The organism is Streptomyces sp. NBC_00461 (genome assembly GCF_036013935.1).
Classification (GTDB): domain Bacteria; phylum Actinomycetota; class Actinomycetes; order Streptomycetales; family Streptomycetaceae; genus Streptomyces.
In genome coordinates this window covers 2,994,844-3,020,561 of record NZ_CP107902.1, presented here as the reverse complement: position 1 = coordinate 3,020,561, position 25,718 = coordinate 2,994,844, and the positions used below count along the sequence as shown (strand labels likewise).

The 25,718-nt window shown below is 69.9% G+C and carries 24 protein-coding genes and 1 tRNA gene; 15 read left to right on the top strand and 10 right to left on the bottom strand.

Annotated elements, in window-relative coordinates; all coding sequences use genetic code 11:
• Window positions 1-91: 91 nt before the first annotated feature.
• The gene (locus OG870_RS14235) at window positions 92-400 is read left to right on the top strand and encodes a small hydrophobic protein (RefSeq protein WP_266588450.1); all 309 of its coding nucleotides are present in this window, start codon (window positions 92-94) and stop codon (window positions 398-400) included.
• Window positions 401-449: 49 nt separating this feature from the next.
• Here the strand turns inward: OG870_RS14235 and OG870_RS14230 are convergent, their stop codons facing one another.
• Together OG870_RS14230 and aceE are read right to left on the bottom strand one after the other, a co-directional pair.
• Window positions 450-1,187 carry a potassium channel family protein gene (locus OG870_RS14230; RefSeq protein ID WP_266513599.1) on the bottom strand — a complete coding sequence of 246 codons (738 nt, stop codon included), beginning with the start codon at window positions 1,185-1,187 and terminating at the stop codon, window positions 450-452.
• Between the two features lie 160 nt (window positions 1,188-1,347).
• Window positions 1,348-4,095, bottom strand: a complete 2,748-nt coding sequence (gene aceE, locus OG870_RS14225) for a pyruvate dehydrogenase (acetyl-transferring), homodimeric type (protein ID WP_266513597.1) — start codon at window positions 4,093-4,095, stop codon at window positions 1,348-1,350.
• A 353-nt stretch (window positions 4,096-4,448) separates the two neighbouring features.
• On the opposite strand from aceE, the gene OG870_RS14220 reads away from it, so the two are divergent.
• The 6 genes from OG870_RS14220 to OG870_RS14195 all read left to right on the top strand — a co-directional run bounded on the left by OG870_RS14220 (window position 4,449) and on the right by OG870_RS14195 (window position 8,989).
• Window positions 4,449-4,880: a DUF3052 domain-containing protein gene (locus OG870_RS14220; protein WP_266513594.1), complete on the top strand. Its 432-nt coding sequence runs from the start codon at window positions 4,449-4,451 to the stop codon at window positions 4,878-4,880.
• Window positions 4,881-4,991: 111 nt separating this feature from the next.
• Window positions 4,992-5,450 (top strand): peroxiredoxin, encoded by a 459-nt coding sequence (locus OG870_RS14215; RefSeq protein ID WP_266513591.1) that lies wholly within the window; start codon window positions 4,992-4,994, stop codon window positions 5,448-5,450.
• Between the two features lie 113 nt (window positions 5,451-5,563).
• Window positions 5,564-6,139, top strand: a complete 576-nt coding sequence (locus OG870_RS14210) for a calcium homeostasis/redox stress adaptation protein (RefSeq protein WP_266513589.1) — start codon at window positions 5,564-5,566, stop codon at window positions 6,137-6,139.
• 113 nt (window positions 6,140-6,252) lie between these two features.
• Complete coding sequence (locus OG870_RS14205) at window positions 6,253-6,828, top strand: TerD family protein (RefSeq protein WP_266513587.1); 576 nt, start codon at window positions 6,253-6,255, stop codon at window positions 6,826-6,828.
• Between the two features lie 163 nt (window positions 6,829-6,991).
• Complete coding sequence (locus OG870_RS14200) at window positions 6,992-8,140, top strand: DUF475 domain-containing protein (protein ID WP_266513584.1); 1,149 nt, start codon at window positions 6,992-6,994, stop codon at window positions 8,138-8,140.
• 111 nt (window positions 8,141-8,251) lie between these two features.
• Complete coding sequence (locus OG870_RS14195; protein WP_266513582.1) at window positions 8,252-8,989, top strand: TerD family protein; 738 nt, start codon at window positions 8,252-8,254, stop codon at window positions 8,987-8,989.
• A gap of 9 nt (window positions 8,990-8,998) precedes the next feature.
• Here OG870_RS14195 and OG870_RS14190 read toward each other — a convergent pair whose 3' ends face one another.
• A complete protein-coding gene (locus OG870_RS14190) occupies window positions 8,999-9,826 on the bottom strand; it encodes a TerD family protein (protein WP_266840598.1) in 828 nt (275 codons plus the stop codon).
• A 196-nt stretch (window positions 9,827-10,022) separates the two neighbouring features.
• Here OG870_RS14190 and OG870_RS14185 point away from each other — a divergent pair, with 196 nt between their 5' ends.
• Genes OG870_RS14185 through OG870_RS14175 form a run of 3 tightly spaced genes read left to right on the top strand, consistent with a single transcriptional unit; the run spans window position 10,023 to window position 14,833 of the window.
• On the top strand, window positions 10,023-11,189 hold the full coding sequence (locus OG870_RS14185; RefSeq protein WP_266513577.1) for an HpcH/HpaI aldolase/citrate lyase family protein: 1,167 nt from the start codon (window positions 10,023-10,025) through the stop codon (window positions 11,187-11,189).
• A 24-nt stretch (window positions 11,190-11,213) separates the two neighbouring features.
• Window positions 11,214-14,021 (top strand): phosphoribosyltransferase, encoded by a 2,808-nt coding sequence (locus OG870_RS14180; protein WP_266840600.1) that lies wholly within the window; start codon window positions 11,214-11,216, stop codon window positions 14,019-14,021.
• A complete protein-coding gene (locus OG870_RS14175; RefSeq protein ID WP_266513572.1) occupies window positions 14,021-14,833 on the top strand; it encodes an HAD family hydrolase in 813 nt (270 codons plus the stop codon). Before OG870_RS14180 ends, OG870_RS14175 begins: the two co-directional genes overlap by 1 nt.
• A 3-nt stretch (window positions 14,834-14,836) precedes the next feature.
• Here OG870_RS14175 and OG870_RS14170 read toward each other — a convergent pair whose 3' ends face one another.
• Window positions 14,837-15,058: an FmdB family zinc ribbon protein gene (locus OG870_RS14170; protein WP_266840602.1), complete on the bottom strand. Its 222-nt coding sequence runs from the start codon at window positions 15,056-15,058 to the stop codon at window positions 14,837-14,839.
• 140 nt (window positions 15,059-15,198) lie between these two features.
• On the opposite strand from OG870_RS14170, the gene OG870_RS14165 reads away from it, so the two are divergent.
• The 3 genes from OG870_RS14165 (at window position 15,199) to OG870_RS14155 (ending at window position 19,770) form a co-directional block, all read left to right on the top strand.
• On the top strand, window positions 15,199-17,217 hold the full coding sequence (locus OG870_RS14165; RefSeq protein ID WP_443063428.1) for a transglycosylase domain-containing protein: 2,019 nt from the start codon (window positions 15,199-15,201) through the stop codon (window positions 17,215-17,217).
• Window positions 17,218-17,293: 76 nt separating this feature from the next.
• Window positions 17,294-18,571 carry a hypothetical protein gene (locus OG870_RS14160; RefSeq protein WP_266588452.1) on the top strand — a complete coding sequence of 426 codons (1,278 nt, stop codon included), beginning with the start codon at window positions 17,294-17,296 and terminating at the stop codon, window positions 18,569-18,571.
• A gap of 83 nt (window positions 18,572-18,654) precedes the next feature.
• On the top strand, window positions 18,655-19,770 hold the full coding sequence (locus tag OG870_RS14155) for an amidase domain-containing protein (RefSeq protein ID WP_327692306.1): 1,116 nt from the start codon (window positions 18,655-18,657) through the stop codon (window positions 19,768-19,770).
• Between the two features lie 102 nt (window positions 19,771-19,872).
• Here OG870_RS14155 and OG870_RS14150 read toward each other — a convergent pair whose 3' ends face one another.
• Together OG870_RS14150 and OG870_RS14145 are read right to left on the bottom strand one after the other, a co-directional pair.
• Entirely contained in the window at window positions 19,873-21,249 is a 1,377-nt protein-coding gene (locus OG870_RS14150) for a hypothetical protein (RefSeq protein WP_266513564.1), read from the bottom strand.
• Between the two features lie 81 nt (window positions 21,250-21,330).
• Window positions 21,331-22,101: a DUF4097 family beta strand repeat-containing protein gene (locus OG870_RS14145; RefSeq protein ID WP_327690939.1), complete on the bottom strand. Its 771-nt coding sequence runs from the start codon at window positions 22,099-22,101 to the stop codon at window positions 21,331-21,333.
• A 174-nt stretch (window positions 22,102-22,275) separates the two neighbouring features.
• On the opposite strand from OG870_RS14145, the gene OG870_RS14140 reads away from it, so the two are divergent.
• Window positions 22,276-22,347 (top strand) — tRNA-Val (locus tag OG870_RS14140).
• Between the two features lie 64 nt (window positions 22,348-22,411).
• Here the strand turns inward: OG870_RS14140 and OG870_RS14135 are convergent.
• Window positions 22,412-22,738: a hypothetical protein gene (locus OG870_RS14135; protein ID WP_266513559.1), complete on the bottom strand. Its 327-nt coding sequence runs from the start codon at window positions 22,736-22,738 to the stop codon at window positions 22,412-22,414.
• A gap of 83 nt (window positions 22,739-22,821) precedes the next feature.
• Window positions 22,822-23,721, bottom strand: coding sequence for a ketopantoate reductase family protein (locus OG870_RS14130; protein WP_327690938.1), 900 nt, complete (start codon window positions 23,719-23,721; stop codon window positions 22,822-22,824).
• A 105-nt stretch (window positions 23,722-23,826) separates the two neighbouring features.
• Between OG870_RS14130 and OG870_RS14125 the strand changes: the two genes are divergently transcribed.
• The gene (locus tag OG870_RS14125) at window positions 23,827-24,054 is read left to right on the top strand and encodes a DUF2277 domain-containing protein (RefSeq protein WP_266513554.1); all 228 of its coding nucleotides are present in this window, start codon (window positions 23,827-23,829) and stop codon (window positions 24,052-24,054) included.
• 201 nt (window positions 24,055-24,255) lie between these two features.
• Here OG870_RS14125 and OG870_RS14120 read toward each other — a convergent pair whose 3' ends face one another.
• Window positions 24,256-24,867 (bottom strand): DedA family protein, encoded by a 612-nt coding sequence (locus tag OG870_RS14120; RefSeq protein WP_266513550.1) that lies wholly within the window; start codon window positions 24,865-24,867, stop codon window positions 24,256-24,258.
• 246 nt (window positions 24,868-25,113) lie between these two features.
• A complete protein-coding gene (locus OG870_RS14115) occupies window positions 25,114-25,569 on the bottom strand; it encodes a DoxX family protein (RefSeq protein ID WP_266513548.1) in 456 nt (151 codons plus the stop codon).
• Window positions 25,570-25,718 lie beyond the last annotated feature (149 nt).

Sequence of the window (25,718 nt, the reverse complement as noted above, 5' to 3'; positions counted from 1 at the left end):
GGGGCAGCGCGCCGGCAGCCCGAGGATTAGGAAGCGCACCGGGGGTACCCGCTCCTTGGACCCCGAACAGACCCCGGGGTCCAAGGAGTTGATGATGGCGGGCTTCGGACAGGGAACGCGCAGGCACCCCCGCTCACGTGGCCGTAACTGGTCACGGACCGGGCCGGATCGCGCAACGCTCGGAATCATCGGAGTCATCTGCGCGGTCGCAGGGTTCTTCGTGCTGGGGATCATCCTCGGCCCCGTGGCGATCGTCTGCGGCTGGCTCGCAATGGGCCGCACATGGGCACGCTCAGGTCCCGTACCGGCTCTGGTCGCCCTCGTGCTGGGCGCCATCGACACGCTCCTCGCGATCATCTGGCTCGCAGGGGCGGCAACCCCGGGCAGCGGACTGTTCTGACCCGGGTGCGTGAGGGAAGGGCCCCCGGTGGGACGACCGGGGGCCCGCCTCATCTCTCCACGGACGTCTTCCTGAGCGCCGCGACCTCGGTCCGAAGCGCGCGCACTTCCTCGGTCAGCGCCTCGATCGCCTCCGTCTGCCGCCGCTCCTCCACGTCGTCCTTCTCGAACCGGGCGAGGAACCACGCGGCGATGTTCGCGGTCACCACACCCAGCAGGGCGATGCCGGCGAGCATCAGGCCGACGGCGATCATGCGCCCCAGGCCGGTGGTCGGCGCGTGATCCCCGTACCCCACGGTCGTCATCGTCGTGAACGACCACCACAGGGCGTCACCCAGCGTCCGGATGTTCCCGTCCGGTGACTCCCGCTCCACCGACAGCACGGCCAGCGAGCCGAACATCAGCAGCCCCACGACCGCGCCGGCGACGTACGTCGTCAGCCTGATCTGGTGGGCCATCCGGGCCCGCCGCCCCACCAGCATCAACGTCGCGACCATGCGCAGCAGCCGCAGCGGCTGAAGCATCGGCAGGACCACCGCGCACAGGTCAAGCCAGTGCCCGCGCACGAACTCCCTGCGATGACGGGAGAGCGCGAGCCGCGCCACGTAGTCAGCGGCGAACGCGCCCCACACGACCCACTCGACCGCCGTGCACACCGCGGTCAGCGAATGGCCGGCCGAACTGTCCACGATCGGCACGGCGTACGCGAGGGCGAACACCACGGCGAGCGCCAGCAGAGGCCGCTGGGTGAGGTGTTCCCAACGTGCTTGCGCCGATTGTTCCTGCATGACACGCATCGTAAAGAAACAGTGAAGGGGGCGGGGCCTGCGGGCCCCGCCCCCTTCAACCGGTCGAATCCGGGTACCACCGGCGCCCCGAAAGGGGCGCGGGGAACTGCGCGATCAGCCGCCACCGGCCCGCAGAGTCACACGGACCTCTCGCGGAGCGTTATGCGTCGCCGCCCGCCGCTCCCGGGTGCGCCGCCGACACGTCGAGGAGCTGGTACCGGTCGATCGCCTGCTTCAGCACCGACCGGTCGACCTTGCCCTCCTTGGCCAGCTCGGTCAGCACCGCCACCACGATCGACTGCGCGTCGATGTGGAAGAAGCGCCGCGCCGCACCACGCGTGTCCGCGAAGCCGAACCCGTCGGCGCCCAGCGACTGGTACGTCCCCGGCACCCACCGGGCGATCTGGTCCGGAACCGACCGCATCCAGTCGGAGACGGCCACGAACGGGCCCTCGGCCCCGCTCAGCTTCCGCGTCACGTACGGCACCCGCTGCTCCTCCTCCGGGTGCAGCAGATTGTGCCGCTCGACGTCCACGGCCTCGCGCCGCAGCTCGTTCCAGGAGGTCGCCGACCAGACGTCGGCCTTGACGTTCCACTCCTCGGCGAGGATCTTCTGCGCCTCGATGGCCCACGGCACGGCCACACCCGACGCCATGACCTGCGCCGGAATCGACCCCGAAGTGCCCGCGCTCAGACGGTGGATGCCCTTGACGATGCCCTCGACGTCCACGTTGTCCGGCTCGGCCGGGTGCTGGATGGGCTCGTTGTAGACGGTGAGGTAGAAGAACACGTCCTCGCCGTGCGGGTGCTCGGCCGAGGAGCCGTACATCCGGCGCAGACCGTCCTGCACGATGTGCGCGATCTCGTACGCGTACGCCGGGTCGTAGGCGACACAGCCCGGGTTGGTCGAGGCGAGCAGCTGCGAGTGGCCGTCCGCGTGCTGCAGACCCTCACCGGTCAGCGTCGTACGTCCCGCGGTCGCACCCAGCACGAAGCCACGCGCCAGCTGGTCGGCCATCTGCCAGAACTGGTCGCCCGTGCGCTGGAAACCGAACATCGAGTAGAAGACGTAGACCGGGATCAGCGGCTCGCCGTGCGTGGCGTAGGCCGAGCCGGCCGCGATCAGCGAGGCCGTGCAGCCCGCCTCGGAGATGCCGTCGTGCAGCATCTGCCCGGTCGGCGACTCCTTGTACGCGAGCAGCAGCTCACGGTCGACCGACTCGTACTGCTGGCCCAGCGGGTTGTAGATCTTCGCGCTCGGGAAGAAGGAGTCCATGCCGAACGTGCGGTACTCGTCCGGCGCGATCAGCACGAACCGCTTGCCCAGCTCCTTGTCCCGCATGAGGTCCTTGAGCAGTCGTACGAATGCCATCGTCGTGGCGATCGACTGCTGACCGGACCCCTTCTTCACGCTCGCGTACGTCTTGTCGTCGGGCAGTGCCAGCGGCTTGGAGCGCACGACGCGGGTGGGGACGTAGCCGCCGCAGCCCTTGCGGCGGTCGTGCATGTACTGGATCTCCTCGGAGTTCCGCCCCGGGTGGTAGTACGGCGGAACCCCGCTCTCCAGCTCCTTGTCGGAGATCGGCAGGTGCAGCCGGTCGCGGAAGCGCTTGAGGTCGTCGACCGTCAGCTTCTTCATCTGGTGCGTGGCGTTGCGGCCCTCGAAGTTCGGGCCCAGCGTCCAGCCCTTGACCGTCTTGGCGAGGATCACCGTCGGCTGGCCCTTGTGCGCCTTGGCCGCCGAGAAGGCCGCGAAGATCTTCTTGTGGTCGTGACCGCCGCGCCCCAGGTGCAGGATCTGGTCGTCGGTCATGCCCTCGACCATCGCGCGCAGCCGCTGGTCGTCGCCGAAGAAGTGGTCGCGGATGTACGCGCCGGACTCGGTCGCGTACGTCTGGAACTGGCCGTCCGGCGTCGTGTTCATCTTGTTGACCAGCAGGCCGTCGCGGTCCTGGGCCAGCAGCGGGTCCCAGGAGCGGTCCCAGATCAGCTTGATGACGTTCCAGCCGGCGCCCCGGAAGACCGACTCCAGCTCCTGGATGACCTTGCCGTTGCCGCGCACCGGGCCGTCCAGGCGCTGCAGGTTGCAGTTGACGACGAAGGTCAGGTTGTCCAGGCCCTCACGGGCGGCGATGGTCAGCTGGCCGAGCGACTCCGGCTCGTCCATCTCGCCGTCGCCGAGGAACGCCCACACCTGCGACTTCGAGGTGTCGGCGATGCCGCGCGCGTGCATGTAGCGGTTCATCCGGGCCTGGTAGATCGCACCGATCGGGCCGAGGCCCATCGACACGGTCGGGAACTCCCAGAAGTCCGGCATCGAGCGCGGGTGCGGATACGAGGACAGACCGTGCGGAGCCTTCGACTTCTCCTGCCGGAACCCGTCGAGGTTCTCCTCGGTCAGCCGGTCGAGCAGGAACGCGCGCGCGTAGATGCCGGGAGAGGCGTGGCCCTGGAAGAAGACCTGGTCACCGCCGTCGCCCTCGTCCTTGCCGCGGAAGAAGTGGTTGAAGCCCACGTCGTACAGCGACGCTGAGGAGGCGAAGGTGGCGATGTGGCCGCCGACGCCGATGCCAGGGCGCTGGGCGCGCGAGACCATCACCGCGGCGTTCCAGCGGGTCGCGTTCAGGACCTTGCGCTCGATCTCCTCGTTGCCGGGGAAGAACGGCTCGCTCTTGGTCGGGATGGTGTTGACGTAGTCCGTGCTGCGCATCTCGGGCACGGCCACGCGCTTCTCGCGGGCTCGCTCGATCAGTCGCAGCATCAGGTAGCGGGCCCGCTCACGGCCTCGCTCGTCGACGGCGGCGTCGAGCGAGTCGAGCCACTCCTGGGTCTCCTCGGGGTCGAAGTCAGGAACCTGACTCGGAAGGCCGCCAATGATGATCGGGTTGCGATCGGATCCGGAAGCCACGCTGTTCCTTACCTGTCAGAGGGCTGTTTTGAGCTGCGTTTCGGTATGCCTGCACCGTTCCCCATCGTGTACCTCGCCGACGCAAACGTCATCTCTACTGAGAGGTAACCGAGACCTCCGGCAGCTTTCACGGGTTCCCAATGCCACAAAGGGGGCAGAAGGGTGTGGTGTAGGTCACTTTTGGCGGCAACCGGGTGCCTGAAGTTGGGGTGACACGGCCAGGATCGTCACCGTTTCGGCGGTCTGAACGGCCGGGTACTTGCGCGATCCGCCCCGCCCGTGTGGACTACGGCCAATGCTTCGCGCACGCGCGTGGCTGAGATATTCACCAAGACATGATCAGGAGGCAACCCGTGAGCGCGACCGCGGACCACGCGGAGACGAGCCCTGCCGTCAGGCTGGGGTTCCAGCCCGAGCAGGTGGTCCAGGAGATCGGCTACGACGACGACGTAGACCAGGAACTCCGCGAGGCCATTGAGCAAGTCATCGGCAGTGACCTTGTGGACGAGGATTACGACGACGTCGCCGATGCCGTGGTGCTCTGGTTCCGCGACGACGACGGCGACCTGACCGATGTGCTGGTGGACGCCACCACGTACATCGAGGAGGGCGGGTCGATCCTGTTGCTGACGCCGAAGACCGGCCGTGACGGCTACGTGGAGCCGAGCGACATCTCCGAAGCCTCGACGACCGCGGGGCTGTCCGCCTCCAAGAGCGTCAGTGTGGGCAAGGACTGGAGCGGCAGCCGGCTCGTGACGCCGAAGGCGGCCAAGTCCAAGAAGTGACATCGCCGGACGGGCCGAGCCGTCGTGCTCGGCCCGTCCGTCGGCTTTCGGTGATCGCTGCGTAGGGTGGTTCCACCACCCGAACAGCCTCACCGAAAGGGACAAACTGCGATGGCGATCCAGGTCGGCGACAAGGCCCCCGACTTCGAGCTCAAGGACAACCACGGCGCCACCGTGCGGCTCTCCGACTTCCGTGGCGAGAAGAACGTGGTCCTGCTCTTCTACCCCTTCGCCTTCACCGGCGTGTGCACCGGTGAGCTGTGCGCGGTGCGCGACAGCCTGCCGCAGTTCTCCGACCGCGACACTCAGGTGCTCGCCGTCTCCAACGACTCCATCCACACCCTGCGCGTCTTCGCCGAGCAGGAGGGCCTCGAGTACCCGCTGCTGAGCGACTTCTGGCCGCACGGCGAGGTCTCCCGCGCCTACGACGTCTTCGCCGAGGACAAGGGCTGCGCGGTGCGCGGCACCTTCGTCATCGACAAGGAGGGCGTGGTGCGCTGGACCGTCGTCAACGCACTCCCGGACGCCCGCGACCTGAACGAGTACGTGAAGGCACTCGACACCCTGTGATTGTTGGCCCCCAAGGCCTGCGTGCCGCGGGAACCCGTCACTAGGATCGACTCGTTGATCCGATGTCAGAACGCACGCGGGGCTCCCCGCCCCTGGAACCCAATGGAGGACTCGTGGGAGTCAGCCTCAGCAAGGGCGGCAACGTATCGCTGACCAAGGAGGCCCCGGGCCTGACCGCGGTCATCGTCGGTCTGGGGTGGGACGTCCGCACCACGACCGGCACCGACTTCGACCTGGACGCCAGCGCGCTGCTGGTGAACTCGTCCGGCAAGGTCGCCAGCGACGCGAACTTCGTCTTCTTCAACAACCTCAAGAGCCCGGACGGCTCAGTCGAGCACACCGGTGACAACATCACCGGTGAGGGCGAGGGCGACGACGAGCAGATCAAGATCAACCTCGTCGGCGTCCCGGCCGATGTCGACAAGATCGTCTTCCCGGTCTCGATCTACGACGCCGAGAACCGCCAGCAGTCCTTCGGCCAGGTGCGCAACGCGTTCATCCGCGTGGTGAACCAGGCGGGCGAGGCGGAGATCGCGCGTTACGACCTCTCCGAGGACGCCTCGACGGAGACCGCCATGGTCTTCGGCGAGCTGTACCGGCACGGTGCGGAGTGGAAGTTCCGCGCCATCGGCCAGGGCTACGCCTCGGGCCTGCGCGGCATCGCGCAGGACTTCGGCGTGAACGTCTGAGACACGTCACAGGGCACACGTCAGGGCCTCATCGGCCGGCGCCGCACCGTTTACGTGCGGCGCCGGCCGCGCAGGACAACCAAACAAGCACCATCTCGGGGAGGACCAGCATCATGGGCGTCACGCTCGCCAAGGGGGGCAACGTCTCCCTGTCCAAGGCCGCACCCAACCTCACTCAGGTGTTGATCGGGCTCGGCTGGGACGCGCGCTCCACCACCGGAGCCCCGTTCGACCTCGACGCCAGCGCCCTGTTGTGCAACGGCGGGCGGGTGCTGGGCGACGAATACTTCGTCTTCTACAACCAGCTCAAGAGCCCGGAGGGCTCGGTCGAGCACACGGGCGACAACCTCACCGGTGAGGGCGAGGGCGACGACGAGTCGATCCTGGTCGAGCTCGGCCAGGTGCCCGCCCAGTGCGACAAGATCGTCTTCCCGGTCTCGATCCACATGGCCGACGAGCGCGGCCAGACCTTCGGACAGGTGAGCAACGCCTTCATCCGCGTCGTCAACCAGGCCGACGGCCAGGAGCTCGCCCGCTACGACCTCTCCGAGGACGCCTCCACCGAGACCGCCATGATCTTCGGCGAGCTCTACCGCTACCAGGGCGAATGGAAGTTCCGGGCCGTGGGACAGGGATATGCGTCGGGCCTGCGCGGCATCGCCCTGGACTTCGGGGTCAATGTTTCGTAAAGCCCAGCTCTCCGGCCGGCCGGGGCCCGCATGTCCCTGCCGGAGGGTCCTCCCCCTAGACTGTGCGGCGAGCGTCAACATTGAGTAAAGCCGAGTACGGCGCGGGGGAGACCCTCCCCCAGACTCCGTCTGGGGGGACCCCCAACACAGGATTGGGTAGCCAGTGCTTCTGAAAACCTTCGGCTGGTCGTTCGCGATTACCGCGATCGGCCTGGCTGCGGCGGTCCTCTACGGGGGGTGGGAGGCCTTCGGCATCGTGGCGATCCTCTCCGTCCTCGAGATCTCGCTGTCGTTCGACAACGCGGTGGTCAACGCCGGGATCCTGAAGAAGATGAATGCCTTCTGGCAGAAGATCTTCCTCACGGTCGGTGTGCTCATCGCCGTCTTCGGCATGCGGCTGGTCTTCCCCGTCGTCATCGTCGCCATCAGCGCCAAGATCGGCCCGATAGACGCGGTCGACCTCGCTCTCAACAACAAGGACCACTACCAGGAACTGGTCACGGACGCCCATCCGGCAATCGCCGCCTTCGGGGGCATGTTCCTGCTGATGATCTTCCTGGACTTCATCTTCGAGGACCGGGACATCCAGTGGCTGCGCTGGATCGAGCGGCCGCTGGCCAAGCTCGGCAAGGTCGACATGCTGTCGGTCTGCATCGCCCTGGTCGTCCTGCTGGTCACCTCGTTCACCTTCGCCACCCACGCCCACCAGCACGGCGGCGCGCACGTCGACAAGGCGCAGACGGTGCTGATCTCCGGCATCGCGGGTCTGATCACGTACATGGTCGTCGGCGGTCTCTCCGGCTACTTCGAGGACAAGCTCGAGGAAGAGGAGGAGCGGGAGCACGAGGAGGAGGAAGAGGCCGAGCGGACCGGCAAGAAGAAGCCGCCCGTCGTGCTGGCCGGCCAGGCCGCGTTCTTCATGTTCCTCTACCTCGAGGTCCTGGACGCGTCCTTCTCCTTCGACGGCGTGATCGGCGCGTTCGCCATCACCAACGACATCGTGCTGATGGCGCTGGGTCTCGGTATCGGCGCGATGTACGTCCGGTCGCTCACCGTCTACCTGGTCCGCCAGGGCACCCTCGACGACTACGTCTACCTGGAGCACGGCGCGCACTACGCGATCGGTGCCCTGGCCGTGATCCTCATGGTCACCATCCAGTACCAGATCAACGAGGTCATCACCGGCCTCGTCGGCGTCGTCCTGATCGGCTGGTCCTTCTGGTCCTCCGTGCGCCGCAACAAGGCCCTCGCGGAAGCCGAGGGAAAAGCGACGGCCTCGGACGAGAAGACTGAGATCTCGTCCGGGGTGTGACGCACCTGCGGGTGAGGGAACGCTCTGTGCGGGGCGGCCGGTCTCCGGCCGCCCCGCCGGTTGTTCAAGTACAGCCGGGTCCGAGGGACCCGGGTGAATCTGGGGGCGGGAATGGGCTTCTTTGACGGGCTCTGGCGCGGACGCGAGGCCGACTTCGACTCGGGCAGCGCGGCCACGAACTCCATCGAGCTGACCAAACGGCACCACCAGGTCTCCCTCACCAAGCAGGGCGCGGCGACGGGCCATCTCCGGGTCAACCTGCACTGGCGGATGCGGACCTCCGACATCGGCGGAACGCAGCGGGAGTCCCTGCTGAGGCACCCCTTCAAGGCGCTCAGGCCTCCCGAGGTCATGGGGCACAGCCAGAGCATGGTCAACGTCGACCTCGACCTGGCGTGTCTGTACGAGCTCCAGGACGGCACCAAGGGCGTCGTCCAGCCGCTCGGCAACCTCCTCGGGGACGTCAACGCGCCGCCGTACGTCAAGCTCAGCGGCGACGACCGGTTCGGGTCCGCGTCCGGCGAGACGATGTACGTCAACCTCGACCACCGGGACGAGATCAAGCGACTGCTGGTCTTCGTGTACATCTACGACCAGACACCGGCCTTCGACCGCACGCACGCGATCGTGACGCTGTACCCGAGCAACGGGCCGCGGATCGAGATACATCTGGACGAACGCCATCCCCAGGCCCGCTCGTGCGCGGTCGTGATGATCGAGAACGTCAAGGGCGAACTGGTCGTACGGCGCGAGGTGAAGTTCGTCTACGGGTTCCAGGCAGAGCTGGACCGGTTGTACGGGTGGGGCCTGCAGTGGGGTCGGGGCTACAAGTCCAAGGTGGAGCGCTGAGGGCCGCCCCTACGGCCGGATGAACTGGGGTCCCTGGGGCGGGAGCCGGAAGTCCGGGTCCGGGGCGGACGTCACCGCGGGCGGGTAGCCGTAGCCGGACTGGGTGCCCGCGGCGGCCGCCGCGGCGGGCTGGGGGTAGCCGTAGGCGGGCTGCGTGGCCGGAGGTTGCTGGGGGTAGCCGTACGCCGGCTGCACGGGGACCGCGGTCGGCTGCTCGGGCGGGAGCGGCTGGGAGACCTCGGGTGCGAGGACCGTGGCGGCCGACTGCGCCTGCCCGAGCTCGGCCGCGGCCTCCGATTCGTCCACCGAGATGCCGAACTCCGTGGCCAGGCCCTTCAGGCCGTTCGAGTAGCCCTCGCCCAGGGCGCGGAACTTCCAGACCTCGCCCCGGCGGTACAGCTCGCCGCAGATCAGGGCCGTCTCCCGGCCCGTCTGCGGCTTGATGTCGAAGTGGATCAGCGGCTCGCCGCCGGTGACGGCGGCGTCGTACAGCAGGATGCGCAGGCCCTGTACGCGGTCGAAGGTGACGTCCTCCGCCGATGCGACCAGGAGAATCCGGCTGACGCCGGCCTCGACTCCGGCCAGATCTGTCTGGATCGTGTCGGTGAGGCCGTCGGCGACGCGCTTCTTGCCGAGCCACCTGGCCTTGCCGGAGGGGTGCCGGGGCTGGTTGTAGAAGACGAAGTCCTCGTCGGAGCGCACCCGGCCGTCGAGGCCGAGGAGCAGCGCCGAGACGTCGACATCCGGGACCCCCTGCCCGGGCGTCCAGCGCAGCACGGCGCGCACCGTGGCGGCCTCGAGCGGGACGTTCGACCCCTTCAGCATCGCGTGCGTCATGCGGTCATCCTGCCCTCTCGGTTCTGATCACGACAACGCGGGGTACACGACCCGCAGCCGTGTCGAATCGCCGTCGACATGGCCGAGTTACCAGAAATTCATGCCCAGTGGGAACCCTTGGCATGGATCTCTACGTACTATTACCGGCCACCTATTACCGAATCCAGAGCATGACGTTGCGCCACGGGGGAGTCCTATGCGTCATTTCGGGCACATCGCCCCGGAGGTGCGGCAGCACCTCTTCCACCAGGAGCCGTGTGAGTTCACCACGGACTCTCCGGCCCGGCTGCTCTCCGTGGCCCTGGGCGCCACGCTCTACAGCCCGGCCACCCGGCCGCGGCTCGCCGACGACATCGTCAAGCAGGCGGGGCTGGGCGTTGTCTCGATGGTGCTGTGCCTGGAGGACTCGATCGACGACGCGGACGTGCCGGAGGGGGAGGAGAACCTCGTCCGTCAGTTCGCCGACCTGGACGCGCGGACCGGAGCCGGCCTCCCGCTGCTCTTCATCCGGGTCCGTACGCCCGAGCAGATTCCCGACCTGGTGGAGCGGCTCGGGGTGACGGTCCGGTTGCTGTCCGGATTCGTGCTTCCCAAGTTCACCGAGGAGCGCGGCATTCCCTTCCTGGAGGCCCTCTCGAGCGCCGAGGCCGCGAGCGGGCGGCGGCTGTTCGCGATGCCGGTGCTGGAGTCGCCCGAGCTGCTCTACCGCGAGTCGCGGGTGGAGAGCCTGGAGGGCATCGCCCGCGCCGTCGACAAGTACCGCGACCGCGTGCTCGCGCTGCGCCTGGGCGTGACCGACTTCTGCTCCTCGTACGGGCTGCGCCGGGCCCCCGACATGACGGCGTACGACGTCCATGTCGTCGCCTCCGTGATCTCCGACGTGGTGAACATGCTCGGGCGGGCCGACGGCACCGGATTCACGGTGACCGGGCCCGTGTGGGAGTACTTCCGGGTGCCGGAGCGCATGTTCAAGCCGATGCTGCGCACCAGCCCCTTCCTGGAGGGGCAGGCCGTCGAGCTGCGCGAGAAACTGATTGAGCACGCGATGGACGGGCTGCTGCGGGAGATCTCCCTGGACCAGGCCAACGGCCTGCTGGGCAAGACCTGTATCCACCCCTCCCACGTACTGCCCGTGCACGCGCTGTCCGTGGTCAGTCACGAAGAGTTCGGTGACGCCGCGGACATCCTGCGGCCCGAGCGCGGCGGCGGGGGTGTGCTGAGGTCGGCGTACACCAACAAGATGAACGAGGTGAAGCCGCACCGTGCGTGGGCCGAGCGGACCATGCTGCGGGCCGAGGTGTTCGGCGTCGCACGCGAGGACGTCAGCTTCGTGGACCTGCTCGCCGCCGGAATCCCCGGCTGAACCCACTTCACCATCTAGGGACGCATGAACAACGCAGTGAACAACCCGGTCTGGTCCGGGACCTGGGTCGCCGAGCGGCTCGGTCTCGAACTCACGGGCGACGACGAGCTGACCGACCTGCTGGGGCTGGCCCTGCGCCGCAACCCCAAGCGGGCGCATCTGCTCGTGTCCAACGTGCTCGGCAAGCACGTACCGCAGTCGCCGTCCGTCGTGTACGGCTACGGGTTCGCGCTCGGGCGCCGGGTGCGGGATCTTCTGGGTGCCGAGGAGGCGGGCGCCGCGGTCGTCCTCGGTTACGCGGAGACGGCGACGGGTCTTGGCCACTCGGTCGCGGACGGCGTGGGCCTTGCCCCGTACATCCATTCGACCCGCCGCCCGGTCGCGGGCGTCGCGGCGGCGGGCGGTTTCGAGGAGTCCCACTCCCACGCCACGTCCCATCTGCTGCTGCCGGAGGATCCGGCGCTGCTGGCCGGGGACGGGCCGTTGGTCCTGGTCGACGACGAGTTCTCGACGGGGAACACGGTGTTGAACACCGTCCGCGATCTTCATGAGCGGTATCCGCGGCGGCGGTATGTGGTGGTGGCGCTGGTCGACATGCGATCTTCCGCGGACGCCGGGCGGCTGGAGGAGTTCGCGCGCGAGATCGGGGCCCGGGTGGATCTCGTGACGGCCGCTTCGGGGACGGTTCGGCTGCCCGAGGGGGTGCTGGAGAAGGGGCAGGAACTGGTGGCTCGGTACGAGGCCGAGAGTGCGGCGGGTGGTGGTTCGTCGTCCGCGGCACCGTCGTGGCCGGTCGCGCAGTTCCCCGCGCCCCTGAAGGGCAAGGGTGTTGATGATGTGGCCGGTGATGAGGCCGGGGGTGCGGCGGCGGGTGGTGTGTCGTCTGCGGCACCGTCGTGGCCGGTCGCGCAGTTCCCCGCGCCCCTGAAGGGCAAGGGTGTTGATGATGTGGCCGGTGATGAGGCCGAGAGTGCGGCGGCGGGTGGTGTGTCGTCTGTGGTGCCGTTGTGGCCGGGCGGGCAGTTGCCCGCGCCGCTGAAGGGCAAGGGCGTTGACGTCGAAGCCGGCGGCGAGTCCACCCACCTGGGGGCGCGGGGAACTGCGCGATCAACCCCCACCGGCCCGCACCCGGAAGACAGCCGCAACCACCCCATACCCACCCGCATACAGCTGCGCTGGCCCCGCGGCCTCCCCGACGGCGGTCGCCACGGCTTCACCCCGCAGCACCGCACCCGCCTCGAAGGCGCCCTCCCCGCCATGGCAGCCCGCCTCGCCGAAGCACTGCCCCCCGCCGCGCGCAGCGTCCTCGTGCTCGGGTTCGAGGAGCTGATGTACGCCCCGCTCAGGCTCGCCCGTGAGCTGGAGCAGGTCGTCGGCGCCGAGGTGCGGTACTCCACGACCACCCGCTCGCCGGTGCTCGCGGTCGACGACCCCGGGTACGCGATACGCAGCCGTATCGTCTTCCCCGCCCACGACGACCCGGCCGACGGCCCCGGCCCGCGGTACGCCTACAACGTCGCCGGCGCGGGCTTCGACGCCGTGGTCGCCGTGGTCGACTCCGCCGCCGACACCCCCGAACTGCACGCGCCGGACGGCCTGTTGGCCCAGTTGGCCGCGCACACCCCGCACGTCGCCCTCGCGGTCGTGCCCTCGTACGTCCCCGAAAGGCCCGCCATGCTGCCCGAGCCCCTTCGCGGCCCCGCCTTCTCCTCGTACGCGCCGGAAGAGGTCGGCTGGCTGCTCCAGGACCTCTCGGACGTGACGCTGGAGGCGCCGACCGAGGAGCGCGAGGAGGCCATCCAGAGCGGTGGCGCGCACTACGCCGAGTCGCTGCCGGTCGAGTACCAGCCGAGCGAGCAGTACCAGGAGCTGTTCCACGCGGCGCTGCGGGAGTCCACGGCGCGGCTCGCGCTGGCGGTCGGCGCGGTGACGGAGATCGTGCTCGCCGAGCGGTCGCCGCGGCCGGTGCTTGTCTCGCTGGCCCGTGCCGGTACGCCCATCGGTGTGCTGATGCGGCGCTGGGCCCAGTTCCGGCACGGGCTCGAACTGCCCCACTACGCGGTCTCCATCGTCCGCGGCCGAGGCATCGACGCCAACGCGCTGCGCTGGCTGGCCGCCCACCACGACCCGTCCGACGTGGTGTTCGTCGACGGCTGGACCGGCAAGGGCGCCATCACCCGCGAACTCGCCGACGCGATACGGGAGTTCGAGCTGTCCGACGGGATCACCGGCTTCGACCCGGAGATCGCGGTGCTGGCCGACCCGGGCTCGTGCGTGCGGACGTACGGCACCCGGGAGGACTTCCTCATCCCCTCGGCCTGCCTCAACTCGACCGTCTCGGGCCTGATCTCGCGGACGGTCCTGCGTGCGGACCTCGTCGGCTCGCACGAGTTCCACGGCGCCAAGTTCTATCGCGAACTCGCCGGCGCCGACGTCTCGGTGGCCTTCCTGGACGCCGTCGCCGCCCGCTTCCCGGACGTCGCGGACGCCGCCGACGCACAGGCCAAGGAGCTGCTGGCCGGCGATCGCGAGCCGACCTGGGAGGGCTGGGCGGCCGTCGAGCGGATCAGTGAGGAGTACGGCATCCACGACGTGAACCTCGTCAAGCCGGGCGTCGGGGAGACCACGCGCGTGCTGCTGCGCCGGGTGCCGTGGAAGATCCTGGCGCGGGCCGGGGCGGGCGCCGACCTGGACCATGTGAGGCTGTTGGCCGGACAGAGAGGCGTACCCGTGGAAGAGGTCGACGAACTGCCGTACACCTGCGTGGGGTTGATCCATCCCAGGTTCACGCGGGGCGCGACCGGTGCCGACGGCCGGGCGGTGTCGGTCTGATGCCGGTGCTGGTGGCGAGCGACCTCGACCGTACGCTCATCTACTCCGCCGCGGCCCTCGCGCTGACCATGCCGGACGCGCGGGCGCCCCGGCTGCTCTGCGTCGAGGTGCACGAGGCCAGGCCGCTGTCGTTCATGACGGAGACGGCGGCCGGGCTGCTGACCGACCTCGGTGACGCGGCGGTGTTCGTGCCGACGACGACCCGCACGCGCAAGCAGTACCAGCGCATCAACCTGCCGGGCCCGCCGCCGAAGTACGCGATCTGCGCCAACGGCGGCCATCTGATGGTGGACGGTGTCTCCGACCTCGACTGGCACGCGCGTGTGACGGGACGGCTGGCCGAGCAGTGCGCGCCGCTGGACGAGGTGCGGGAGCACCTGCTGCAGACGGCGGATCCGGCGTGGGTGCGCAAGCACCGGGTCGCCGAGGACCTCTTCGCCTATCTCGTCGTCGAGCGCGAACTGCTGCCCGAGGACTGGGTGAAGGAGCTCGCGGTGTGGGCGGAGAACCGCGGCTGGACCGTGTCGCTGCAGGGCCGCAAGCTCTACGCCGTCCCGAAGCCGCTCACCAAGAGCGCGGCGATGCACGAGGTCGCCCGGCGCACGGGCGCGACCCTGACGCTGGCCGCGGGCGACTCCCTGCTGGACGCCGACCTGCTGCTGGCGGCGGACAAGGGCTGGCGCCCGGGCCATGGCGAACTGGCGGACGCCGACTGGACGGCCCCGGAGATCGTGGCGCTGCCGGAACGGGGGATCCTGGCGGGGGAGCGCATCCTCCGGGAGTTCCTGAAGGCGGCCGGGGCGGCTCAGTAGCCGTCAGCCGCAGCAGCCGCCACCACAGCAACCGCCCCCGCCGCCACTGCTCGCCGGTGCCGCGGCGGGGGCGGACGTCTTCCCGCCCACCGCCACCGTCGACAGAAGCTTCACGGTGTCCGCATGCCCGGCGGGGCAGTCGGCGGGGTCGGAGGACTGAGCCATCGGCCGGCTCAGTTCGAACGTGTCGCCGCAGGTCCGGCAGCGGAATTCGTAGCGAGGCATGCGACCAGGTTAACGGGACCACGCGGCCGCGAGTGTGACCAATCTCTCAAGGTCGCCATGTTCCTTACTGATCGGTATGTGATCGTTCCTGTTGGATTCGCGTGTGTAGAAGATGCGAAGATCGTTGGTAGTTTTCGCACGTGACCGGGACAGCGCAGCGAAGAGGCCGGGCGACTGACCACCGCCGGCCGCGCCGCCGACGGGCGGTACCGAAGCGGTCCTTGTGGGTGGCGTTACGCCGCATCCGCCCTGCCTACCCGCGCCCCTGCCGTACCGGCGCGCGCCGCTGGATCCCTTCCTTACGTCAGGTGTTCGGCGCCGCACTGACCTCCGTCGGACTGTCCGGCCTGTTCCTGGGCGTCGCCTACGCGGTCACCGACATACCACCGAACCTGAACAGCTACGCCACCCAGCAGGACAACGTCTACTTCTGGTCCGACGGCACCCCCCTCGCCCGCACCGGCTGGGTGCGGCGGCAGGCCATGCCGCTGAAGGACATTCCCGAGGACGTCCGCTGGGCGGTGCTCGCGGCGGAGAACGAGAACTTCTACTCCGACCCCGGTATCTCCATCAGGGGCCTGACCCGCGCGCTGTGGCGCACCGTCGGCGAGGGGGACACCGAGGGCGGCTCGACGATCACCCAGCAGTACGTCAAGAACGTGTATCTGACGCAGAATCAGACGGTCAGCCGCAAGTTCACCGAGGCGATGATCGCCCTCAAGCTCGACAACAGGATGAGCAAGGACCAGATCCTGGAGGGCTACCTCAACACCAGCTGGTTCGGTCGCGGCACGTACGGCATCCAGCGCGCCGCCCAGGCCTACTACGGCAAGGACGTCACTCACCTGAACGCCGGTCAGGCGGCCTTCCTCGCCTCGCTGTTGAAGGGGGCCGGGCTGTACGACCCGACGCTCTCCAAGGCCAACCACCGGCGTGCCGTGGAGCGTTGGTCCTGGATCCTCGACCGGATGGTCAAGATCGGCAGGCTGTCGCCGGCCGAGCGGTCCTCGTACAGGACGTTCCCCGAGCCGCTCGGGTCCGCCCGCGACCACGACACCGGGAAGCAGAGCGACTACCTGGTCGAGCTGGCGCAGCAGTACGCCAAGAAGGCCGCACACATCTCGGCCAAGCAGTTCGACCTCGGCGGCTACCAGATCTACACGACCTTCGACCGCCGGCGGGAGGCCGCGCTCACCGACGCCGTCGCAGGGGCCCGCCGAAGCGCGCGCGAGGACGAGCCCGAGGCCGCGCTGACCGCGCACTACGGCGCGGCCTCCGTCGCCACCGACGGCCGGATCCTCGCCGTGTACGGCGGACCCGACCACCGTACGCAGGGCTACAACGAGTCCAACGCGACCACTGTGCAGGCCGGTTCGGCGTTCCTGCCGTTCGTCTACGCCGCCGGGCTGGAGCACGGCGTCCGCAGGACACGCGGTGAGCCCGCGACACCGGTCACCCCGCAGACGCTCTACGACGGCAACGACGGCGTCACCGTCACCACCCCCGAAGGCCCGTACTGGGACCGCGCCGGCAAGCAGGTCGTCGGTCACAACCACGGCCGGAAGTCCTACGGGCGCATCCCCCTCGGCAAGGCCCTCGCGCAGTCCGTGAACACGCCGTTCATCCAACTCGGCATGGACACCGGCCTGAACAGGGTGCGTGAGACCGCCGAGGCGGCCGGGCTGCTCGCCTCCAGCATCGGCCCGCAGGTTCCCGCGCTGTCCCTGGGCAACTCCACCCCCAGCGCGATCCGGATGGCCGGCGCCTATGCCACCTTCGCCGCGGACGGCAAGCACACCGAGCCGTACTCGGTGCGCCGGATCACCCGCAACGGCGCGACGGTCCGGCTGCGCACCCCCACCGCGCACCGGGCGATCGGCGCCCAGGTCGCCGAAGAGGTCTCCCAGGCACTGACGGACTCCCTTAACGCCGCCCACCCCACCGTCTCCACCCCGAAGGCGGCCGGGAAGTCCGGCACCACCGAGGACGACACCGCGGCCTGGTACGCGGGCACCGCCGTGTCCGTGTCGACCGCGGTCGTCGTCTACCGCATGGACCTGGCCACATCCCTGGAGCCACTGCCGCTCCAGGGCCTGGCCGGTGACTCCGCCGACGGCGTCCCCTACGACGTCTGGGCGGACGCCATGGGCCTCGGCTGACCCCCGAGACCCGCACCACCCCCCACCCCCCTCGCAGAATGAGCACCGCATGCCTCGTGAGCACCGCATGCCTCATATGAAGCCGCCCAGCGGCCGGCGCCGCAGAGCCGCCGCCCGCCGCCCCGCCCGCCCGGAAGTCCGCACCCTGACCGCCTTCCTCGTGGTGGCCTCGGTGGTCGCCGCATTCCTGGTCCTGACCCGCCCGGACCACACCGCCCCCGCCGCCTCCGCGAACAAGACCCCCAGGACCTCGACCGCCAGGACCAGCACGGAACCCGCCTGGAACGGCAAGACCGAGATCCTCGGCGACGGCTCGACCTCCTACACCGGCCCGAAGAAAGGCGAGTTGAAGCCGAAGCCGCTCAAACCCGGTGAGAAGCCACCCCAGTTCGTCGTCTTCTCCTGGGACGGCGCACTGGAGGGCAGCGACCAACTCTTCTCCCACTACCGGGAGTTGGCGAAGAAGTACGACGCCCATATGACGTTCTTCCTCACCGGCATCTACCTCCTGCCCAAGAGCAGGGCGAAGCTCTACCACCCGCCCCGCCACCCGGTCGGCACCGCCGCCATCGACTACGCCACCGGCGACCACATCCGCACCACGCTGGAGCAGCTGCGCCTGGCGTACGAGGACGGCAACGAGATCGGCTCCCACTTCAACGGCCACTTCTGTGGAAAGAAGGGCGGCGGCGACTGGAGCGTCGCCGAGTGGAAGAGCGAGATCGACCAGTTCTATGCGTTCGTGGAGAACTGGAAGACCAACACCGGCTACACCGACGTACCCGCCCTGCCCTTCGACTTCCGCAAAGAGGTCACCGGCGGCCGCGCCCCCTGTCTGGAGGGCCAGAAGAACCTGCTCAAGGCCGTCAGGAGCTACGGCTGGCGCTACGACGCCTCGTCCACGGGCGACTTCCAGATCTGGCCCGCCCGGAAGAACGGCGTCTGGAACTTCCCGCTGCAGCTGCTCCCCTACGAGCAGGGCAAGTACCAGGGCCTGTCGATGGACTTCAACTTCCTCGCCAACCAGTCCAAGGGCGAGATCGACGGCAACCCCGCCGACTACACCCGGTGGCAGCGGCAGACCGTCGACTCCTACCTGGCCGGCTTCGACCGCGTGTACTACGGCAGCCGTGCCCCGCTGTTCATCGGCAATCACTTCGAGGGCTGGAACGGCGGCATCTACATGAAGGCCGTCGACCAGGTCGTCAAGAACGTCTGCACGAAGAAGGGCGTCAAGTGCGTGTCCTTCAAGGAGCTGGCCGACTGGCTGGACGTGCAGCAGCCGGAGACCCTGGCGCGCCTGCGGGGCCTGGACCCCGCGCAGGCGCCCGACTGGTCGACGATCGCGCACTGAACCACCCCCCACCACAAGGAGACACCTCAGTGAGACCCAGCAAGTCCCGTACGAACAGCGGCCGTTGCACGATCGTGGCCGCGATGTCCCTCTCCGCGGCCCTGCTTCCCCTGTCCGCCGCCCACGCGGCCGGCGGCGCCCCCACCGCGGGAACACCCGCGCCGCCCGTGACCGCGGCGACGACCGACGCCTTCGGCCGTCTCGCGGACGCCGTCCTCACCGACCGTACGGCCGCCCTTCTCGAAGGGGCCCCGAAGGCAGCTGCGGCGCTGAAGGCGACCGGCGGTGTGCGGCTGGCGGCCACGGCGGCCAGGGCCGAGGCCGGCGCAGTGACGTCCCTGCGGGGCACCCGCTCCCGGCTCGCCGCGCTCGGCGAGGCCTACACCGGCGCCGACACCAAGGTCACCGTCGACAGCACCCGCCTGCGGGGCCGCACGGCCACGGTCCAGGTCACCGAGAGCACCACACTGACGTACGCGAAGGTGCGCGGCGACGAACCCGCCACCACGGGCTTCACCGCCCACCACCGGCTCACCTTCACCGCGGGCCCGGACGGCACCTGGCAGCTCACCCGCGAACGGCTCACCGACAAGGGCCCCCGCCCGGTCAACGCACCCGCCCCGGCGACGGCCGCGCCCACCGTCCGCCCGGGCGCCGTCATCGACGCGCCCCGGGCGGCCACCACCTACCCCGCCCCCGCGAAGCCCAAGAACCTCGGCACCGGAACCACGTACAAGTACGCGGCGATGGCGGCGTACGCCGAGAAGTACTGGAAGAACTACAACACCGCCTACCGGCGCTACAACAGCGCCGGCGGGGACTGCACCAACTTCGTCAGCCAGTCCCTGTTCGCCGGCGGCTGGAAGCAGGCCACCAGCTCCCGCGAGGACTACGGCACCTGGTACTCGAAGACGTCGGGCGAGTCGGACACCTGGATCGGCGTCAACGAGTGGTCGTGGTTCACGCAGACCGCGAAGCGGACGACCGCGCTGGCGAACGCGTATCAGATGGACGTCGGTGACCTGCTGCAGATGGACTTCGACAAGGACGGGTCGAAGGACCACTCGATGATGACCACCTACCGGAGTTCCAGCGGGGTGCCGTACCTGACGTACCACGACACCGACACCTACCGGCGGTCGCTGTCGAGCCTGCTCGCGTCGTATCCGAACTCGGCCTACTACGCCTACCGGAGCTAGGCACTCCGCTCGGTGGCGCCGCCTTCGTCTGCGGCGCCACCGGGGCCGGTCGCGCCCGCGTGGCGGAGCCGCAGATCGATATCGCTACCGCTCCGCGCCCCTTCAGTGCGTCGCGGAACCGCGCGCTTCCCGGATCTGCGCGACGACCCTCGCCACCGTCTGCCGTACCGCCTCGGTCTCCGTGAGGAAGTGCCAGTAGTCGGGGTGACGGCCTTCCAGCGCGGCGACCGCCCGGTCCAGCCGGGCCACCGAGTCGTCCAGCGGGCGGGCGTGCCGCGGGTCCGGCGTGGCCCGGCCCGTCATCGCCAGCCGCTGGGCATCCCGGATCGCGAAGCGCGTGCGGTCGATCTCCTGCTGCGGATCCTTCTGTACGGCGTTGAGCCGCTGCAGTCTGTCCCGCGCGGCCGACACGGACTCGTCGGTCGTGTTCAGCAGGGCCCGTACCGTCGACAGCAGCGAGGTGGCGTCCGGCCAGCGCTGGTTGTCCCGCGCCGCCTGCGCCTCCTTCAGCTTCAGCTCGGCCTGCCGGACGTTCTCCCCGGCCTGGTCCGGTACGTGCTGCAGGTCCTGCCAGCACGCCGCCACGAACCGCCGTCGCAGCTCGCTCAGCACCGGTTCCACCTGCCCGGCGCGCGTGGTGAGCGCCTGCGCGCGGGTGCGCAGCGAGACCAGCCGGTGATCGATCTCGGCGGCCTTCTCCGGCAGCCGCTCGGCCTCCGCGCGGACCGCCTCGGCCTCCCGCGCCAGGCGCTCGGCCCGCTCCAGCGTCTCCGGCACCCCGTGCTGCCCGGCGCCCTGATTGAGCTTCGTCAGCTCGGGGGCGAGGCGGGCGAGACGCGCGGCGAGGTCGTCCGCCTTCAGCCCTGTTCCCCGTACGGCGTCGAGGGCGTTCGACGCGGCCAGCAGCCCCTGCCGGGCACGCTCCACCGCGGGCGCCAGGCGGGCCAGCTGCGTCTCCGCCTTGCCGAGCAGCGGCCCGAGGCCGTCCGAGAAACGGTCCAGCTCCCGCTTGACGTTGGCCAGCTCGTCCTTGGCCCGGGTGAGCTCGGTGCGCGCGTGTGCCGCGACCGAGGCCTCCAGGTCGTCACGGTCGAGGTCGTGCGCGTCGACCGCTTCGATGTAGCGACTGCTGGCCTCGTCGATGCGCCGCCCCAGCGCGTCGAAGTCGGAGATCGCGCGCCGCGCGGCCGGGGAGTCGTCGACGGCCGTGATCGTCTCGATCGAGATCCGCAGGTCGCGCTGGGCGGTGTCCAGCTCGTAGAACGCGGCCGCCGCGGCGTCCTTCGCGGCCTGCGCCTCGGCCCGCTGGCTCTCGGCCCGCCCGCCGAACCAGCGCCGGGTGCCGCCGCCGGCGAACGCGGCGGGCAGCGCGAGCGCGACGACGAGCGGCACGGCGAGCAGCGTGAGGGTGTCCTTGAGCGCCTGACGGTGTGCGCGCGGCACCAACGGCGAGTACGGCTTCGAAGGTGTCGCCGTCACATCCCTCTCCCGTGCTGTCATCCGTCCTGGCCGGTGCCTCGTTTCATTCTCCCACCGGTTAAGGACGAACACACGGGCCGGTTAGTTCGCGGTCTTGAGAGTGACTTTGCCGTCACCGGTGCGCGCGGACACCACGTGCGAGCTGGAGTCGGAACGGGGCACGGACACGTGCACCGAGCCGTCGTCCGACGTGGTCGTCACCCGGTACGTGGACCTGGGCAGCGCGATGGTCACGGAGCCGTCGCCGCTGCGGGAGTCCACCAGGTCGGGTACGGCGCCGAGTTCGAGGTGCACGGAGCCGTCACCGGTCTCGGTGCGTACCCGTCGCGAGGAGACGTCGGCGTGCACGGACCCGTCGCCGGTGTGCAGCGTCAGCGGGCCGGTGGTGTCGCTGACATGCACGGACCCGTCGCCCGTACGAATGCTCAGGGGGTCCTCGAACCCGCGCGCCCGCACGCTGCCGTCCCCGTCCTCGACCTTCACGGTGACCCCGCGCGGCACCTCGATGCGGTGCTTGGCCGAGCAGTCGGCGACGACACCGGAGCACCTCATCCGCAGCGTCAGCCGGTCGTCCTTCATCGACCAGCTCACCCTGGGGTCCTTCCCGATGGCGACCTTCCCCTGGAACCACCGCGTGACCTCGACCTTCCCCTGCGGGTTGTGGTCCGCGGCGACGATCTCCAGCGCCGAGTCGTCGGAGTCGACCGTGAGGGTGTGCCCCTTCAGCGCGAACGACCGGTGATCGGGATCCTTGTCGTCCCCCGCTGAAGCGCCGCAGGCGGTCGCGGCCCCGACGAGAACCACGATGGCCCCGGCGGCGAGGGCTGCGCGGGCGGTGACGGAACGGGCCATGACGATCTCCCCCTGAGACGGATGGTGAAAGCTCTTCGACGGTACGGAGCGGGAAGCCACAGGGGGATCCGGGCCACTCCCGGATGCGGGGTGGGGAAAACCCCCGCACCGGCCCGCCCCCGATACGGGTTTGCGGGGCACCGGCTCGGGCAAGGTAGGCTGTCGACTCGTCTCGGGTGCGTAGCTCAGGGGTAGAGCGCCTGCCTTACAAGCAGGATGTCGGCGGTTCGAAACCGTCCGCGCCCACACCGACAGGAAGGCCCCGGCCACTCATGGCCGGGGCCTTCCCGCATCCCTCACTCCCCACGTCTCACGCCTCGCGCGCGTGCTTCAGCCTGGTGCGCGCCTCCACCCGCTCGCCGGCCGTGACCTCCGCCCAGAAGCGATGGGTGCTGACGAAGACGGCGAGCTCGTGCTCGCGCTGTCGGAGCTTTTCGACCTCGGCCTGCTCGTCGGCCGTCCAGCCGGGGGAGGCGGGGCGCTCCACCTTGCGCCAGCCGCCCGCGTCGCTGAAGCCGTCCACGGGCTCCACGGACCAGGGGAGCCGCCTGAACAGGGCCGACAGCTCGGCCCGGACCTGATGCAGCTCCTCCTGACCAGCGAGGAGGTCACTCGGAAAGTCATAGGTCGTAGCCACAGCACAATGCTACGCCTGTTCGAATTTGGGATGCGAGTTCCTTCCCGGGGTTCATGCGAACGAGTGGGCGGGGCGCGCGGGAGTCAGTGCCCGGCGTCCCTCAACTCCCGTACCAGCCGTGCCGCCACCGGCGCACTCACCCCGTGCCGCTCGGCCGCGCGCAGCAACGCGCCGCCGATCGCGTCCAGTTCGAGGGGCCGGCCCGCCTCGGCGTCGCGCTGCATCGACGACCTGGTCGGGGGCGGGAAGGCGTCGTAGCGGGCCAGTGCCTGGGCCGGGTCCGACGGGCCGCCGCTCGCGCGACTGACCGCGGCCGTCTCCTCGACCAGGGCCGTCAGTTCGTCCCGGTGCCGGGTGCGTATCTCGCCGAGCGGGAGCCCGTACCTGGTGGTGAGCAGGGCGAACGGCGCCAGGAACGACATCTTCGCCCACAGCGCGGCCGTCTCGTCGTCGAGGACGCGGGTCGCCGGGCCGGCGGCGGAAAGGGCACGCGCGAGCGCGTCGAGCCGTGCCCGGTCCACCTCTTCGCCGGTCAGGTCGATCTCGGCGAACGGGCTGCCGTGTTCGATCACGCCCGGCGCGACCCGGGTCGACTCGACGCGGATGACCGCCGGGGCGACCAGGCCGGGACGGTAGCGGGCGCGCAGGGCGGCCGGGTGCTCGACGCCGTTCAGGAGCGGTACGAGGAGGCCGTCGCCCAGGGCCGTGGGCGGGACGCGGTCCAGGGCGGCGTCCAGAGCGGTGTGCTTGACCGCGACCAGGCACGCGCCGACCGGTTCGCGCAGCACGGTGTCCGCCTCGACGCGGGCCGTGAAGTCGCCGAACAGGCCGCTGCGGACACGGATCCCGTCCGCGCGCAGCGTCTTGGCCGTCTCCTCGCCGGACAGGCAGATCACGCGGTGGCCGGCGCGGGACAGCAGCCCCGCGAGCAGGCCGCCCGTGCCGCCGGGGCCGAGGACCGCGACAGTGAGTTCGTTCGCCATGATTCTGTTGTTCCCTTCGTCGGTCGGCCCCGTACCGGTGGCCGCCTCGGAACGGATCATGTCAGGCGCCGCGGACATGGGTGAGACATGGGTGAGACTGGTCTCATGTGCCGAAGCATCAAGACACTTCGCCCGCCCGCGTTGCCCGAAGAGGCGACGGAGGAAGAGATCAGGGCCGCGGCCCTGCAGTTCGTACGGAAGGTGTCCGGCTTCCGGGCGCCCGCCGCACACAACCAGGAGGTCTTCGACCAGGCCGTCGACGCCGTCACCGAGGCCACGGCCGAGCTGCTGGCCGGCCTTGAGGTACGGGGCCAGAAGGCGCCCGCCGCCTAGCAGTCCGCGGGACGCGTCCGCCCAGGACGCGTGCAGCCCGGAACCCTCGTACCGGGCGTACTCGGGCTTTCGGCGGTGCGGCGAGTGGGGGCACCTCCCACGCCCTTAAGGCAGTGGGGGAGCGTGCCGGGCGTCGTGCGGCGCACCCCCTCTGGGCCAGCAACCCATCAGCCGCGTCAACAACCCTGCGGGTCAATACACCTAGGACGCCTTGGCCGGTCGTCGCATCACGTACGCCGCCCCGGCTCCCGCCCCGAACAGCGCCAGCACCGACACCGCCGTGGCCAGCCACGTCGTACCCAGCCACTGCCCGCCGTAGTACCCCAGCGCCACGCTGTACGTCGCCCAGGCCAGCCCCGCCAGGGCGGACCAGGGGAGGAAGTCGCGGGCGCGGCGGTGGGCGGCGCCCGCGCCGAGGGAGACCACCGAGCGGCCGGCCGGGGCGAACCTTGCGAGGATCACCAGGGCCCCGCCGCCGCGGGCCAGCGCCGCGCCGAGACGTTCCTGCGCGGTGGTCAGCCGGCGCGAGCGGGCGATGGCGCGGTCCAGACGTTCACCGCCGCGCCAGGCCAGGCGGTACGCCACGAGGTCGCCGAGGACGGAGGCGGTGGCCGCGCAGAGCGTCAGGGACAGGATGTCGGGGACCGCGTGCGGCACGTGGCCGGTCGCCGAGCCCGCGGCCGCCGCCGTGGCGGCGGTGATCACCAGTACCCCGCTCGGCAGAACCGGCACGAACACGTCAAGCAGGACCGACAGCGCCACCATGGCGTAGATCCAAGGGCTGCCGGTCAGCGACCCCACACTCTCCAGCACCGCGAACTCCCCGTGACTCCCCCGTGGCCAGACCGCGCGCCGCGACGTCGCGAGGGAGCGGCAAGAGCGGCCTTAACAGCCTTACAGCGTACGCCCGGGGTGTGACAGGAGGTTCACGGGGGGCGCGTGCGACCGGCACAGGACGTTCACCTGCCCGGCAACGGATTTGGCCACCGGCCGCGTACGAAACGCGAAGGGCCTTCCCCCGCCGGCGGGGGAAGGCCCTTCGCGCATCGGATCAGTGGATCAGGCAGCGACCGGCGTCTGGTCCGCGGCCGGCCTTCTCTGGCTCGTCGAGCGCTTCGCGAACAGCCGGTCCAGGCCGAAGGCGCCCGAGCCGGTGAAGACGAGCAGCAGCATCGCCCAGCAGAACATCGCGGAGGCCTCTCCGCCGTTCTGCATCGGCCACAGGGCGTTCGGCTGGTGCATCTTGAAGTAGGCGTACGCCATCGAGCCGGAGGCTATGAACGCGGCGGCACGCGTGCCCAGGCCGAGCAGGACGAAGACGCCGCCGACCAGCTGGATGACGGCCGCGTACCAGAACGGCCAGACACCGCTCTCGACGGTGCCGCCGTTCGTGCCGACCGCGCCGCCGAGGACGCCGAAGAGGGAGGCGGCGCCGTGGCAGGCGAAGAGCAGGCCGACGACGATGCGGAACAGGCCCAGGGCATACGGCTGGGCGTTGTTGAGGCGAGCGGACATGGGGGGTATCTCCTTCGGTCGGGCCGGTCCGGGGAAGACCGGCCAGGCCGGTCCGGGGAAGACCGGCCTGGGGGACGGGCCGAGCGGATACTTCACGTTAGGTTCACGTTATTGATGCTTGCAAGTTCAACATTCGGCCACCGGTCGGG